The 12,781-nt window shown below is 74.8% G+C and carries 13 protein-coding genes; 9 read left to right on the forward strand and 4 right to left on the reverse strand.

What is annotated here, in order from left to right:
- Nucleotides 1-29 precede the first annotated feature (29 nt).
- Nucleotides 30-1,376 (forward strand): condensation domain-containing protein, encoded by a 1,347-nt coding sequence (locus FHR36_RS37945; RefSeq protein WP_253804762.1) that lies wholly within the window; start codon nucleotides 30-32, stop codon nucleotides 1,374-1,376.
- A 48-nt stretch (nucleotides 1,377-1,424) separates the two neighbouring features.
- Here FHR36_RS37945 and FHR36_RS37950 read toward each other — a convergent pair whose 3' ends face one another.
- On the reverse strand, nucleotides 1,425-1,709 hold the full coding sequence (locus FHR36_RS37950) for a hypothetical protein (protein ID WP_253804763.1): 285 nt from the start codon (nucleotides 1,707-1,709) through the stop codon (nucleotides 1,425-1,427).
- Nucleotides 1,710-1,849: 140 nt separating this feature from the next.
- On the opposite strand from FHR36_RS37950, the gene FHR36_RS37955 reads away from it, so the two are divergent.
- The 5 genes from FHR36_RS37955 (at nucleotide 1,850) to FHR36_RS37975 (ending at nucleotide 4,778) form a co-directional block, all read left to right on the forward strand.
- Nucleotides 1,850-2,122: a hypothetical protein gene (locus FHR36_RS37955; protein WP_253804764.1), complete on the forward strand. Its 273-nt coding sequence runs from the start codon at nucleotides 1,850-1,852 to the stop codon at nucleotides 2,120-2,122.
- A 124-nt stretch (nucleotides 2,123-2,246) separates the two neighbouring features.
- Nucleotides 2,247-2,924, forward strand: a complete 678-nt coding sequence (locus tag FHR36_RS37960; protein ID WP_253804765.1) for a peptidylprolyl isomerase — start codon at nucleotides 2,247-2,249, stop codon at nucleotides 2,922-2,924.
- A gap of 115 nt (nucleotides 2,925-3,039) precedes the next feature.
- Complete coding sequence (locus FHR36_RS37965) at nucleotides 3,040-3,429, forward strand: hypothetical protein (protein WP_253804766.1); 390 nt, start codon at nucleotides 3,040-3,042, stop codon at nucleotides 3,427-3,429.
- 37 nt (nucleotides 3,430-3,466) lie between these two features.
- Nucleotides 3,467-3,964: an NUDIX domain-containing protein gene (locus FHR36_RS37970; protein ID WP_253804767.1), complete on the forward strand. Its 498-nt coding sequence runs from the start codon at nucleotides 3,467-3,469 to the stop codon at nucleotides 3,962-3,964.
- A gap of 301 nt (nucleotides 3,965-4,265) precedes the next feature.
- Complete coding sequence (locus FHR36_RS37975) at nucleotides 4,266-4,778, forward strand: GNAT family N-acetyltransferase (protein WP_253804768.1); 513 nt, start codon at nucleotides 4,266-4,268, stop codon at nucleotides 4,776-4,778.
- 33 nt (nucleotides 4,779-4,811) lie between these two features.
- On the opposite strand, the gene FHR36_RS37980 is transcribed toward FHR36_RS37975, so the two are convergent.
- From FHR36_RS37980 to FHR36_RS37990, 3 genes are all read right to left on the reverse strand, one after another.
- A complete protein-coding gene (locus tag FHR36_RS37980) occupies nucleotides 4,812-5,108 on the reverse strand; it encodes a DUF1905 domain-containing protein (RefSeq protein WP_253804770.1) in 297 nt (98 codons plus the stop codon).
- Nucleotides 5,109-5,181: 73 nt separating this feature from the next.
- Complete coding sequence (locus tag FHR36_RS37985; RefSeq protein ID WP_253804772.1) at nucleotides 5,182-5,556, reverse strand: hypothetical protein; 375 nt, start codon at nucleotides 5,554-5,556, stop codon at nucleotides 5,182-5,184.
- Nucleotides 5,557-5,590: 34 nt separating this feature from the next.
- Nucleotides 5,591-6,991 (reverse strand): aminotransferase class III-fold pyridoxal phosphate-dependent enzyme, encoded by a 1,401-nt coding sequence (locus FHR36_RS37990; RefSeq protein ID WP_253804773.1) that lies wholly within the window; start codon nucleotides 6,989-6,991, stop codon nucleotides 5,591-5,593.
- A 721-nt stretch (nucleotides 6,992-7,712) separates the two neighbouring features.
- Here FHR36_RS37990 and lanKC point away from each other — a divergent pair.
- From lanKC to FHR36_RS38005, 3 genes are all read left to right on the forward strand, one after another.
- Complete coding sequence (gene lanKC / locus FHR36_RS37995) at nucleotides 7,713-10,439, forward strand: class III lanthionine synthetase LanKC (protein WP_253804774.1); 2,727 nt, start codon at nucleotides 7,713-7,715, stop codon at nucleotides 10,437-10,439.
- Nucleotides 10,440-10,584: 145 nt separating this feature from the next.
- Nucleotides 10,585-10,710 carry a SapB/AmfS family lanthipeptide gene (locus tag FHR36_RS38000; RefSeq protein WP_253804776.1) on the forward strand — a complete coding sequence of 42 codons (126 nt, stop codon included), beginning with the start codon at nucleotides 10,585-10,587 and terminating at the stop codon, nucleotides 10,708-10,710.
- Nucleotides 10,711-10,985: 275 nt separating this feature from the next.
- The gene (locus tag FHR36_RS38005; protein WP_253804778.1) at nucleotides 10,986-12,755 is read left to right on the forward strand and encodes an ATP-binding cassette domain-containing protein; all 1,770 of its coding nucleotides are present in this window, start codon (nucleotides 10,986-10,988) and stop codon (nucleotides 12,753-12,755) included.
- Nucleotides 12,756-12,781 lie beyond the last annotated feature (26 nt).

Below are 12,781 nucleotides of genomic sequence, written 5' to 3' on the forward strand. Positions count from 1 at the left end.
AGAGCATCGGGCAACAGGGGGAGGACGACGTGTCCGCCGGATCGTTTCGGCCTGAACGCACCGGGCCGCTGACGTGGGTCCAGCAGGAGTGGCTGCCCGAGCAGCCCGACGCCCGGGAGTTCAGCCACGAGGACAACATGTTCCGCCGGCTGGACTTCCCCCCGATGCCGCCCGACCGCGTGCGCCTGGCGGTACGCCAGGTCCTGGCCCGGCACGAGCAGCTGCGCAGCCGGCTCGTCGGCCTCGGCGAGGACGCGCGGCAGGTCGTGGACGCGGTCGAGCCCGGCTGCGACCTGGTCCTCGACACCGTCGCCCCGGAGAGCTGGGACCTCGCGGTGACGGCGGCGCGGCGGACCAACTTCCGGCTCTCCCGCGAGTGGCCGCTGAAGCTGGTGGCCGACCACGGGCCGGACGGCGTGACGCGGCTGGCGATGGTCGTCGACCACTGCGCCGCCGACGGCCTCGGCGTGCTCGCGCTGTACGACGACCTCGCCGGGGCGCTCGCGGCGGCCGCCGCCGGCACCGAGTGGGTGCCCGCCGGGCCGGTGGAGCAACCGATCGACCTCGCGCTGTGGGAGTCCGCCTCGCGCGGCGGGGCGGCGTACCTGCGCCGCGTGCTGTCGCACCGGCGGCAGCAGTACGAGCGGCTGCGGAGCGGGGTCGGTGAGTACCGGCCCGCGCGGGCAGCGGCGGGCGGTGCGGAAGGGCTGCGCTTCCCGGGGTGCACGCTGAGTTCCGTCCGGCTGGCCAAGGCGGCCCAGGCCGTCGCCGACCGGACGGAGGTCCCGGTCTCCGCGGTCTACCTCGCGGCATTCGCGACCGCGCTCGGCGCCGCGGAGCAGGTCGGGACCGTCGGTGTCCTGATGCTGTCGGCCAACCGGCTCACGCCCGCCGCGCTGCGCTCGGTGCGCAACGCCGTCGTGGCCGTGCCGGTCGTCCTGGACGTCCCGCCGGCGGGCGCCTTCGCCGACGCGGTGACCGAGGCCGCGGGCGAACAACTGCGCGGCATGCGCTACGCCAACGCCGATCAGCGGCTGACCGGCGCACTCGCCGACGAGATCCTCGGCGACCTGCGGACCAGCGCCGTGGCGAGCGCGATCTACAACTTCATGCCGGAGAGCGCGCTGCGCGGCGAGGGAGTGCCCGCCGTCGTCCGGGACGCCCCACTGGACGTCGTGGAGCCGATGCCGGTGCGCGACACCGCGGCCGAGCGGATGTTCATGGTGACCCTGCGACAGGACCGGGTGATCCTCACCATGCGCTGGCGCGAGGACAACACCTGGCAGCGCTTCGCCGAACCGATGCTCCGGTACATGGCCGACCTGATCCTGCACGAGGCCGCGCCCGGCACCGACGCACCGGTCTTCCACGCCTGAACGGGCCTGGGGTCGTGGCCCGGGCCCCGCAGGCCCGGGCCGGTGGTGTCAGTGGTGGCTGACCTGGAAGCAGGCGACGTCGTACTGGGACGGAGCCCCTGCGCGGTTGTAGGCCGCGCCGCCGGTGCCGCCGTTCGTGCTCCCGAAGCCCGGCTCGTTGAACACCGAGCCGGGTGCGGTGCCGGAGTGGCCCGGCGCGCCCGCGCCAGTGCCGGGAGTCTCGAAGCTCTGGCAGGACTGGTTCGGTGGCCCGGTCCCGCTCGGGTTGGCGGCGGCCGTGGCCACCGCCGCGCCGCCGAGACACAGCAGGCCGGCGAGGAGTCCCGTTGCCACGCTGCGCAGCATCTGTTCCCTCGGTGGAACGCCTGCACGAGGCCGGACGGCCCCGCGCCCCCATCCTTCGATACGTACGCGCGGCGCCCCGCGTTCACTGGTACCGGGGACTGTCGGTGGCGGGTGCGAAGGTGGCCGGCATGGACGAGGAAGCGCTGATGCGCGGCCGGGTCTACGGAGCCGACCACGACGACCCCGACCCCGGCCCGAAGCCCGGCCGCGCGTACCGGGAGCTGTGCGGCGGGCCGCTCGACGGCCTGCTCCTGGACGTGACCGGGCGGGGCGCCGACGAACTGCGCGACGGCGCGGCGCTGTGGACGGAGATCGGCCGCTACGGCCCGGGCGGCCATGCCCACTACACGCCGCGACCCGCCGATCCGCGCCGCTGGGACTGGACGGGCGACAGCCGCTGACGGCCGCCCGTCGGTGGTGGCGCAGGGCCGGGTGGGTACGGTCGGCACCGGTGTGGTGCATGGGGGCGGTTCGCGCGGGCATGTATGACGGGTCCGCGCCAACTCCACCCCGGAAGGCAGCCACGTGAACCGCAAGACCTGGGCCCTGCTCACCGCCCTGACCACCCTGCCGCTGGCCCTGTCCAGCACCGTCGCGGTCGCCCAGCCGGCCGCCGCTGCCGGCGGCCCGGCGACCACCACCGCCGCCTGTACGTACACCCCGGCGGTACCGGCCGACAACTTCAAGGGCATCCCGGTGTTCGACGCCAAGAAGGCCGCGAAGCCGTACAGCGCGACACTGCGGACCAGTCAGGGCTCGATCACCTTCAAGGCGCTCACCGACAAGGCCCCCTGCACCACCTTCTCCTTCCGGTTCCTGGCCGAGCACGACTACTTCGACCGCAGCCACTGCCACCGGCTCACCACCCAGCGGCTCTACGTCCTGCAGTGCGGCGACCCCACCGGCACCGGCAGCGGCGGGCCCGGCTACTCCTTCCCCGACGAGAACCTCGACGGCGCGACCTACCCCGCCGGTACGGTCGCCATGGCCAACGCCGGACCGAACACCAACGGCAGCCAGTTCTTCTTCGTCTGGAAGGACACCAAGCTCTCGCCCGCCTACACGCCGTTCGGCCAGGTCACCGCCGGACTCGACGTCCTGCAGAAGATCGCCGCCGGCGGCGAGGACGACCAGAACAACCCGGGCGACGGATTCCCCACCCTGCCCGTCAACATCCGCAACGTGACCATCGCCAAGCGCTGACCCGCCGCCCCGATCTGCGGCCCCGACCCGCCGCCGCGACCCGCCCGGGCGACCCCGGGCGGGCCGGTGGCTTGTTCCCGACCTGCCACGCCGCGTAGTGGTGCATGATCAGCGCGTGAGCGACTGGTGGGGCAGGCGCAGGGATGCGCTGCTGATCGAGCTGGCCGAGGCGCTGGCGTACTTCGGTGCGGAACTCCTCGAAGACCCCGGCGCCGGCGAACTCGCCCGCGCCGCCCGGGCCCTCGCCCGCGAGTACCGTGCCAGCGACCGGGGCCACCCCGTCCGGCAGGTCGGCGAGTTGCTGGCGGCGGCCGCCGCCGACCTGCGCACCGCCGACCGCCTCCGTGGCACCCTCCTGCCGGTCGTCACCCACCACCTGCGCCGCTCCGCCCTCCACCTCGCCGCCGCCCGCTCCCACCTCCGCCGGCCCGTCCCTGCCGGCCCCCGATCAGTCGGGCATGAACCGCACACCGAACGACTGATTTCGGCCGACCCTCGACCCTGAGGTTTGAGGCCCCCGGGCAGCCACGTAGCGTGGGCGCATGCCCACGGTGAAGCTTCGGCACGCGGTTCGTGCGGTCGTCCTGGACGAGGAGAACCGCATCCTGCTCTGCAGGCTGGTCATTCCGAAGCCGACCGGTGCCATCACGGTGTGGGCGGCGCCCGGTGGTGGTGTCGAGCGCGGGGAGACGCTGCTCGGCGCGTTGCAGGGGGAGTTGCACGAGGAGGTCGGCCTGACGCTCGAGGGCGACCCGCCGCAGGTGTGGCACCAGGAGGTCGTGGCCGCCGGGCACGCGGAGGGCTGCGACGGTGTGGTCAACGACTACTTCCTCGTCCGGACCGCGTCGTTCCACCCACGCGGTGCGATGACGGACGATCAGCTCGCCGCCGAGAACCTGCGCGGTCTGCGCTGGTGGCGGCCGGCGGAGATCGCGGGCCACCGCGGCCTCGAGCTGTTCTCGCCGCGGGATCTCGCCACACCGTTGGCCGCGCTGATCGCCGGCGGCGCTCCGGCCGAGCCGGTGCGCCTCGGGCTGTGAGGTCCGGGCTGCGGTGCCGTACGCCCGGCGAGGGCGGATGCCGGTCGGTGAGGCACCGTTGCAGGGCCGGACGGATGCCGCATGGGGCGTAGCCGGCCTGGAGTCCGCCCTTGCGGGGCTGGCCGTGGACCGGGAGCCCGGCCGGTTCTCGGTGGGACCGGCCGGCCACGCGATCCTCTCGGTCCTGTGGGGGAAGGCGATCTGACCGACCGTCGAGCACCCGTCCTATGATCGTTTCGGGTCCGGCGCGGCCGACCCGCGCCGGACCTTCGGCGCCCGCAGGACAGGGGGACCGACAGAAGTGATCACCACCGAGCGCCTTCGGCTGCGCCCGCTCACCGCGGCGGACGCCGACTGGTGGGTCCGACTCCACGAGGACAGCGCGGTCAGCCGGTTCGTCGGCGCGTACACCCGGGAGCAGGCGCAGGCCCGGCTGCGGGCCATCGAGCAGCAGTGGGAGGAGCGCGGGCACGGGCTGTGCGCGGTCGAGCTGCGCGACTCCGGCGAGGCCATCGGGCGCTGCGGCCTGAACTGGTGGGACCAGTTCGGCGAGACCGAGGCCGGCTGGACGTTCGCCACCGCCCACTGGGGCCGGGGGTATGCGACGGAGGCCGCGGGTGCCGTGCTGGCCTGGGGGTTTGACACCCTGGGGCTGGAGCGGATCACCGCCATGATCCACCACGGCAACACCGCGTCCACCGCGGTCGCCCGCCGACTCGGGTTCACGCCGCTGCGGGAGGACACCGTGCTGGACCGGCCGTGCACCGTCCATGCGCTGGACCGTGAGAACTTCCTCTCCCGCGAAGGTCGTTGACCTCGGGCGGGCCGCTTCCGCTCCCGTTGCCGGCTACCGGCTGTCGAGCCGGACCGTCAGCTCGACGGTCACCTCGTCGCCGGGCGTGAGGTCCAGCGGCCTGCGCACGGCGTTCTTGAGGGGGAGCAGGTAGCCGCCGTCCTTCGGGAACAGTGAGGTGGCGAAGGCGACCTCGCCGATCCGGGCCTCCACCGGGATGACGCCCCAGCCGTAAGTGGCCTGGGAGGCGACCTCGTTGATGTCGGCGGACTGCTCCTCGGGCAGCGGGACGAAGTAGTACGGGGAGGGCCCGCGCCACTCGATGACGTGGCCGGCGAAGGCGAGGTCCATGAGGTTCGGTCCGTTCGTGGAGAGGGAGAGTGCGCTCGGCAGCGTAGCGGGACGCAGAGGATCGGGGGCGTGGTCAGCCGTGGGCGCGTTGGGGCAGGACGCGGCGCGGCAGCGGGTGGTGCCAGGTGCCGGTGCGGGCCGTGAGGATGCTGCGGGCCAGGATCCGGGCCTCGGCGCGGACCGCCTCGGCGGTGGGCGCGTCGACACCGTCCAGGGCCCGGCACAGCCGGGCGACGGCATGCAGGTCCGGTACGTCCTGCGGCGGGAGGACCCCCCGGTCCGCCAGGCCCTCGGCCAGGCGCGCGGCGAACTCGGCGTCGTCGGCGAGGGCGGCGGCTCCCACCCCGTGGTGGTCGGCCCAGGCGCGGTGGTCCGCCTCGTCGGCGGCGAGGATCGCCAGCAGCGGCGCGATCCACCGCCGCCACTGCTCGTCGGTGTCGGGTCCCATGCGGACAGCCTCGCACGCCGCCGCGGGGTGCCCGTCAGGAGGAGTCGCACAGCTCGTCGAGGAAGGCGCCGAGCAGCCCCAGGTACAGGTCGATGTCCGCCTCGTCGTGGGCGAAGCCGGCGTGCGGGCCGGCCGAGGAGATGGCGTCCCAGACTCCGCGGTTGGCGAGGTAGACCCGGCGGGTGTCGCTGAACAGGGGGTCGATGCCGGTGTGGGCCTCACGGGCGTTGCGGGGGAGCTCCGGTTGCAGGCAGTAGCCGGAGCGAGCGCCGAACCGGTGGGCGCGCCACGGGAGTTCGTGGGCGCGGGCGGCGGCCTCGATGCCGTCGGACAGGCGTGTGCCGAGGCGGCCGATGCGTTCGTGTTCGGCGGGTGTCATCAGTTCGGTGAGGACGACGTCGGCGCAGGCGAGGGAGAGGGCGTTGGCGAACAGGGTGCCGCCGAGGGCGAGTCCGACGGTCTCGCCGAGTTCGTCGGCGAGAGCGGCGTCGACGAGTCCGGCGAGGGCGTCGGTCATCCCGTACGCGCCGATCGGGATGCCGCCGGCGATGCCCTTGCCGCCGGTGACCAGGTCGGGCGAGAGGTCGTAGTGGGCGACCGCGCCGCCGTAGTGGTCGAACTGGGTGTGCGTCTCGTCCATCACCAGCAGCGTTCCGGTGCGGGTGCAGGCCTCGCGCAGGCCGGGCAGGAAGCCGGGTTCGGGCAGGACGGTGCCGCAGTTGGTGAGCACCCCTTCGACGAGGACGGCCGCGCACCGGCGGCGGTCGAGCACCTGCTCCGCCGCGGCCAGGTCGTTGAAGGCGACGACCGCGAGCTCCGGTGGCGGGGCGCCGAGACCGGTCTGCTCGGGAACCAGGGCGTCGGCGCCGGCACTCTCGTCGCCGCTTCCGCCATCGGTGGTCCAGAGTGTCTCCTGCAGTTGGCCGTGGTACTTCCCGGCGAACAGCAGGACGCCCTGGCGGCCGGTGGCGACCCGGGCGATGCGCAGGGCCTCGGTGTTGGCCGTCGACGCGGAGAGGGTGAACTGCCACTGCGGCAGCGTGAAGCGCAGCCGCAGCTGCTCGCAGACCGCGGTCGCGGGCTCCGACGGGAGGAAGAGCTGGACGCCGCGGGCGGCCTGCGCGGCGATCGTCTCGGTGAGCCGCGGATGGGCGTAGCCGAGGGCGGTCGACATGTCGCCGAGGTTGAAGTCGAGGTAGCGGTTGCCGTCGACGTCCGTGAAGACGGGGCCGCTGCCGTGCGCGAGCCAGAGCACCGGGGTGCGGTAGAAGCCGGCCATCCAGGGTGTCGGCACGCCGCCGGGCATGGTGCTCCTCGCGCGGGCGGTCATCGCGAGCGAGGTCGGCACCCGGGCCCGGAAGGCGGCGTCCTCGCGTTCGCGGATGCGGGCGAGCGCTCTGCGGTGCGCGTCGGTGAGCCGGGGTTTCGCGTCCATCGACCTTGTCCTCGCCGATCTGGGTTCCCGGCCGACACTACGCCGCTGCCGGTCGGCCGCCAGCCGGGGTGACGGCCCGGAGCTGCGACGGATCGGTTCGCGGTCGTTCTTCTGTGCGAATCGTTGTCATGGCCTGCTGTCGGCCCGTTTTCCGGTGGGTCGATGGAATGATTCCCGGCGCAGGGTGAGCGCAGGGGCGCACGGCGGCCGGGGGGTGTCCGGGCGGTGCGGTCGAGGTGCATTCGGGTGCGCGCTGCGGGCGCCGGTTGGTATCCGGACAGTGCGGTGGCCGGCGGGTCGATGGCGGTGGAGTGACATTCGCGCGTCGCGGGGTGGTCGAGGGCGGAATTCCTGCCTTTCGCCGGCCGAGGCGGCCCCGACCGGCGGTGGTCGCGCCAGTGGACCGTGCCGTTGTCACCTGCGCTTCAGCCGGGCGAGGCAGCCGGTGTTCGAATTGCTCCTGCACTTATTGGAATGTTTGGACTGATTGCCTACGGTCGAAGGCTGCAGCGGACGGCTGCGGTGGCCTTCAAAGTGGGATATTCGGCCAAGAATTTTGACAGATCTTGTGCAGCCCGAGTGTGCACCGCAGACTTTTTCTCGGCCGCAGGGAACGGCGTTCGTCCGTGGCGAAACGTTCTCCTCGGGATTCCTTTTCTGTGAGTGCCCCGCCGCGGGCACCGTCCGGCTCCTGTCGTTCCGCTCCCGCTGGAGGGTTCCGATGGACATGCGCTACGAGGCCTACTCCTACGCCGACCGGCTCTTCTACGACTCGCCCGTCCGCTGGGCGGCGCGGGAGGAGTTCCCGGCCGCCGGCGAGCCGGCGCCGCCCGGGTGGGTGCGCACGGTCCGTGAGGTGTGGGTGGGCTTCCAGCCCGGCGACGTCGTCCTGCCGGAACAGGGCTGGAAGATCCACGTCTCGGCGACCCTGGAGAATGCGCCGCGGATTCTCGACACCGTCCGGACGTACTGTTTCGAGCACCGGATCGCGTTCAAGTTCCTGCGCAGCCCGGCGCTGGTCCAGACGCAGAACGCGAAGTACGCCTCGCGCGGTTCCAGCGGCAAGTTCCTGACGCTCTACCCGGTCGGCGAGGACGAGCTGACCCGATGTCTGAACGAGCTCGACACCGCCCTGGACGGCGCCCCGGGCCCGTACATCCTGAGCGACCTGCGCTGGCGCAAGGGGCCGCTGTACCTGCGGTACGGCGCCTTCGTCGAGCTGCTGTGCCGCGACGACGACGGCGAACTCGTCCTCGCCTTCCGGGAACCGGACGGCCGGCTGCGCCCCGACGTGCGCCGCGCGGTCTTCGAGGTGCCGGAGTGGGCGCCCGTGCCGGCCGTGCTCCGCCAGGCACTCGCCGACGCCGGGCAGGCCAGCGTCGACGCCTTCCCCTACACGGTGGAGTCGGCGCTGCACTTCTCCAACGGCGGCGGCATCTACCTCGCCCGGCCGACCGGGGGCGGCGACCAGGTGGTGCTCAAGGAGGGCCGCCCGTACGCCGGCCTGGACCAGCGGGGCGAGGACGCCGTTGAACGGCTCGGCCGCGAGTACGCGACCCTGCGCCGCCTGGAGGGCGTGGCCGAGGTGCCCGCGGCGCTCGGCCACCTCACCGCCTGGGAGCACCACTTCCTGGTGCAGGAGTACGTCGACGGCGAGCCGCTGCACCGCTGGTTCGGCCGGAACTACCCGCTGGTCCACCCCGATCCGGACGAGGAGACGGTCGCCGACTACCGGGAGAAGGCCCTGGAGATCCTGGCCGGGGTGGAGCGCGGCCTGCGCGCCATCCACCGGCGGGGCATCGTCTTCGGTGACCTCCACCCCCGCAACCTGATCGTCCGACCGGACGGACGGGTCACCTTCATCGACTTCGAACTCGCCTCACCCGTCGACGACTTCAAGCGTCCGGCACTCGGCGCCGCCGGCTTCGCGGCACCCGCCGGACTCACCGGTCCCGCCGTGGACGAGTACGCGCTGGACGCCCTGCGCCTGTGGATGTTCATGCCGCTGCTGCCCCTGACCGCGCTCAGCCCCGGCAAGGCCGACGCCCTCGCCCGCGCCGCCCGTGCGCGCTTCGCCCTGCCGCCCGGTATCCCGCCGGCGCCCGGTGCGCAGCCGGACGGGAACCCGGCGGAGCCGGAGGAGAACCCGGACGAGGCGCGCAGGCAGCGGCCGCACCGGATCAGGCCGCAGGGCGCGCGGCCACCCGGCGCGAGGCCCCGCACGTACAGGCCGGACGGCTCCGAGCCGACCGCCGACCTCGACGCCCTGCTCGACGGCGACCCGGCCCGGTGGCCCCGCCTGCGGGACGGACTCGCCGCCGCCATCACGGCGAGCGCCACCCCGGACCGCACCGACCGGCTCTTCCCCGGCGACCCGGGCCAGTTCACCCACGACGGACTGGGCCTGTCCTACGGCGCGGCCGGCGTGCTCTGGGCCCTGCACAGCAGCGGCGCCGGCGTCGACCCGGAACACGTCCGATGGCTGGAGGAGGCCGTCACCCGCGAACCGTGCCGACCAGGACTGTTCATCGGCGCCCACGGCGTCGCGTACGTCCTCGACATGCTCGGCCGCCGGCAGCCCGCACTCGACCTGCTGGAGCGGCTGCGCAAGGACGACCCCGACGCGCCCGGCCCCGACCTCTCCGGCGGCCTCGCCGGGATCGGCCTGACCCAGCTGCACTTCGCCGAGCGGACCGGCGACCGCGCCCTGCGCGACGCCGCGCTCGACACCGCCGAACGCGCTGTGGACAAGCTCGGCCTCACCCGGCCCGACGCCGCCACCGCACCCCCCGGCTCCCGCGCCGGACTCCTGCACGGTGCCACCGGCACCGCGCTGCTCCTGCTGCGGCTGCACCGGGCGACCGGCGACACCGCCCTGCTCGACCTGGCCGGCACCGCCCTGGAGCGTGACCTGTCCCGCTGCGTGACCGCCGAGGACGGCACCCTCCAGGTGGACGACGGCACCCGGGTCCTGCCGTACCTGGAGACCGGGAGCGCCGGGATCGCCGTCGCCCTCCACGCCTACCTGCGACACCGGCCGGACTCCCCGCTCGCCGATCGGCCGGCGCCGATCCGGGCCGCCGCGGAGCCCGAGTTCATCGTCCAGTCCGGCCTGTTCAACGGACGCGCAGGACTGATCGCGCTGCTCGCCCTGGTGCAGGGCGACGGCCGGGAGCACGCCGAGGTGATCCGCCGCCACATCCGGCGCCTCGCCTGGCACGTCATCCCGTACCGCGGCCTGCCCGCCTTCCCCGGCGAGCAACTGCTCCGCCTGTCCATGGACCTGGCCACCGGCACGGCCGGCGTGCTGGCCGCCCTCGCGGCGGTGCACGACGGAGCCCCCGCTCTGCCGTTCTGGCCGGACACCGTGCCGCCGCGGCCCGAGCCGCGCGCCGGCGACACCCCGCCGGACGACGGCGATACCTCGCCACTCGACGGCGACCACTGACGACCGGTCCGAACGGCCGGTCCCACCCGCCGGCGCCGCGCGCACACCGCGCGCCGCCGGCGGCCACCCCCGCGGCCGGGAACCACCCGCCGCCCACGAGTTCCGGCGAACGCCGGGAAACCCACCGAAACCCCAAGGAGGGGCCATGTCGATCCTGAGCCTGCAGGCGCTGGAGGCGTCCGAGGAGACCATCGAGTTCCGCTCGGTCCTCAGCTCCCTGAGCGCCGTCAACTGCACCAACAGCACCGTCAGCACCCTGCTCTGCCTCTGAGCAGCAGGGTCGACCGCCCGCCCTTCCCGGCGGTCGACACGCCCGCCGGCGCCCGGCCCGGAGTGATCCGGGCCGGCTGACCGCGGCGGCACCGGGTCCCGGCCGGACGAGGCCGGGGCCCGGTGGCCGTTCCGGCCGGCGCCGCGGGCGCGGAGCAGACCGGGGGTGGCGCGGCCACGAGGGGAGTCGCGCCCACCCCGGTCCGTCCGGCAGACCTCCCGACCGCTTCCCGACCGCTTGCCGTCCGTCCGCCCGGCCACCGCCCCGGAGGCGCCATGCCCACCACCGCCGACTCCGCGCCGACCGCCCCCCGCGCGGGTGACCGGTCCGCGAGCGCCCCGGACACACCCGACGGCCCCCGCCGCCGCCCGCCCGCGGCCGGGGGCCGACTGCTGCCGGTGCTCGCCCACGGCCGCCGCTGGTCGGCCGTCCTGGCCGCCTCGGTCGCGGCGAGCACCGCCGCCACCCTGGCGCTGCCCGCCGTCCTGGGCCGCGCCGCCGACCGGGCCCTGGGGGGATCCGGCGTCCCGGCCGCCGTTCCCCTCGCGGTGGTCCTGCTGGTCCTGACAGCCGCCGAGGCCCTCAACCAGTACGCCGGACCACGGGCCTCCGCCGACGCCACCGCCCGGCTGCGCGAGGCGACGGTGTGCCGGACGACGGCGGGCGAGGCGCTCCCCGCCCGCCGACCGCCGGTCGGCGAGCTGGCCGCCCGCCTCACCGCCGCAGCCCCGCAGGCCGCCCTGGCCGCGCCCGCCCTGGTGTACTCCGCCGCCCAGCTGCTGATGGCCGCCGGAGCCGTCGGCGCCCTCGCGCTGCTCGCGCCGCTGCCGGCCCTCGCCTTCGCCGTCACCGCGCCGCTCGGGTACCTGGTCGTCCGCCGCCAGCTCCGCCGGACCGCCCGGCTCGGCGAGGGCTATCAGCGGGCACAGGCCGCCGTCGCCGCCGGCCTGCTGGACGCCGTCTCCGGCAGCCGCAGCATCGCCGCCGCCGGCACCGCCGCGTGCGAGATCGAACGCGTCCTGCGGCCCGTCCCCGAACTCTCCCGCCAGGGCACCGGGATGTGGGACAGCCAGCGCCGCATCGCCTGGGCCGCCGGCCTGCTGGCACCGGCCACCCAGCTCGCCGTCCTGGCCGCGTCCGGCATCGCCGTCGGGTACGGCTCGCTCAGCGTCGGCGGGATGCTCGCCGCGCTCGGCTACGCCGGGATCGGCCTCGGCGGATTCGGCGCCGCACAGAGCCTGCTCGACGTCTCCCGCGCCAGGGCCGGAGCCGTCCTGCTCGCCGACGCACTCGACGCGCCGGAACGCCCGCGCGGCGACCGGCCGCTGCCCGACGGGCGCGGACGGCTGGAGCTGCGCGCGGTGACCGTCCGCGCCCTGGGGACGAGCGTGCTGGACGGTGTCGACCTGGACCTGGCCGCCGGTACGTGGACCGCCCTGGTCGGGGCCGACGACGCGGAGACCTCCGCGCTCGCCGCCGTCGCCGCTGGACTGCTGACCCCCGACCGGGGAACGGCCCTGCTCGACGGCGTCCCGCTCGCCGAGATCCGGCCCGACGACCTGCGCACCGCCGTCGCCTGCGCCTTCGCCGACCCCGTCCTGTACGGGCCCACCGTCGAGGAGGCGATCACGCTCGGCGCGCCGCCCGGTGCCCGGCAGCGCAGCCGGACCGCCGCCCGGGCGGCCCGGGCGGACGCGTTCGTCCGGCGGCTGCCCGACGGCTACCGCACCCCGCTCACGGCCGCCCCGCTCTCCGGCGGCGAACGCCAACGCCTCGGCCTGGCACGGGCGTTCGCCCGGGACAGCCGTCTGCTGGTGCTGGACGACGCCACCTCCAGCCTCGACTCCGCGACCGAGGCCGCCGTCCTGCGGGCGCTGCGCGCGCAGGACGGGCGCACCCGGCTGCTGGTGACCCGCCGGCCCGCCGCGGCCGCGCATGCCGACACCGTGGCCTGGCTGCATCGGGGCCGGATCCGCGCCGTCGGCCCGCACCGCGAGCTGTGGTCCGAGCCCGCGTACCGCGCCGTGTTCCGGGGCGCCGACTGATCCGCCCGCCGCGCATCCGCAGACAC

The sequence above is a fragment of the Kitasatospora cinereorecta genome, assembly GCF_024172095.1.
In the GTDB taxonomy this organism is placed as follows: domain Bacteria; phylum Actinomycetota; class Actinomycetes; order Streptomycetales; family Streptomycetaceae; genus Kitasatospora; species Kitasatospora cinereorecta.

Bases quoted from the DNA above. Each gene is read 5' to 3' on its own strand.
- FHR36_RS37955 (WP_253804764.1), top strand. From the start codon at position 1,850: ATGGACGAGGAAGCGCTGATGCGCGGCCGGGTCTACGGAGCCGACCAC.
- FHR36_RS37970 (WP_253804767.1), top strand. From the start codon at position 3,467: ATGCCCACGGTGAAGCTTCGGCACGCGGTTCGTGCGGTCGTCCTGGAC.
- FHR36_RS37980 (WP_253804770.1), bottom strand. From the start codon at position 5,108: ATGGACCTCGCCTTCGCCGGCCACGTCATCGAGTGGCGCGGGCCCTCC.
- FHR36_RS37985 (WP_253804772.1), bottom strand. From the start codon at position 5,556: ATGGGACCCGACACCGACGAGCAGTGGCGGCGGTGGATCGCGCCGCTG.
- FHR36_RS37990 (WP_253804773.1), bottom strand. From the start codon at position 6,991: ATGGACGCGAAACCCCGGCTCACCGACGCGCACCGCAGAGCGCTCGCC.
- lanKC (WP_253804774.1), top strand. From the start codon at position 7,713: ATGGACATGCGCTACGAGGCCTACTCCTACGCCGACCGGCTCTTCTAC.
- FHR36_RS38000 (WP_253804776.1), top strand. From the start codon at position 10,585: ATGTCGATCCTGAGCCTGCAGGCGCTGGAGGCGTCCGAGGAGACCATC.
- FHR36_RS38005 (WP_253804778.1), top strand. From the start codon at position 10,986: ATGCCCACCACCGCCGACTCCGCGCCGACCGCCCCCCGCGCGGGTGAC.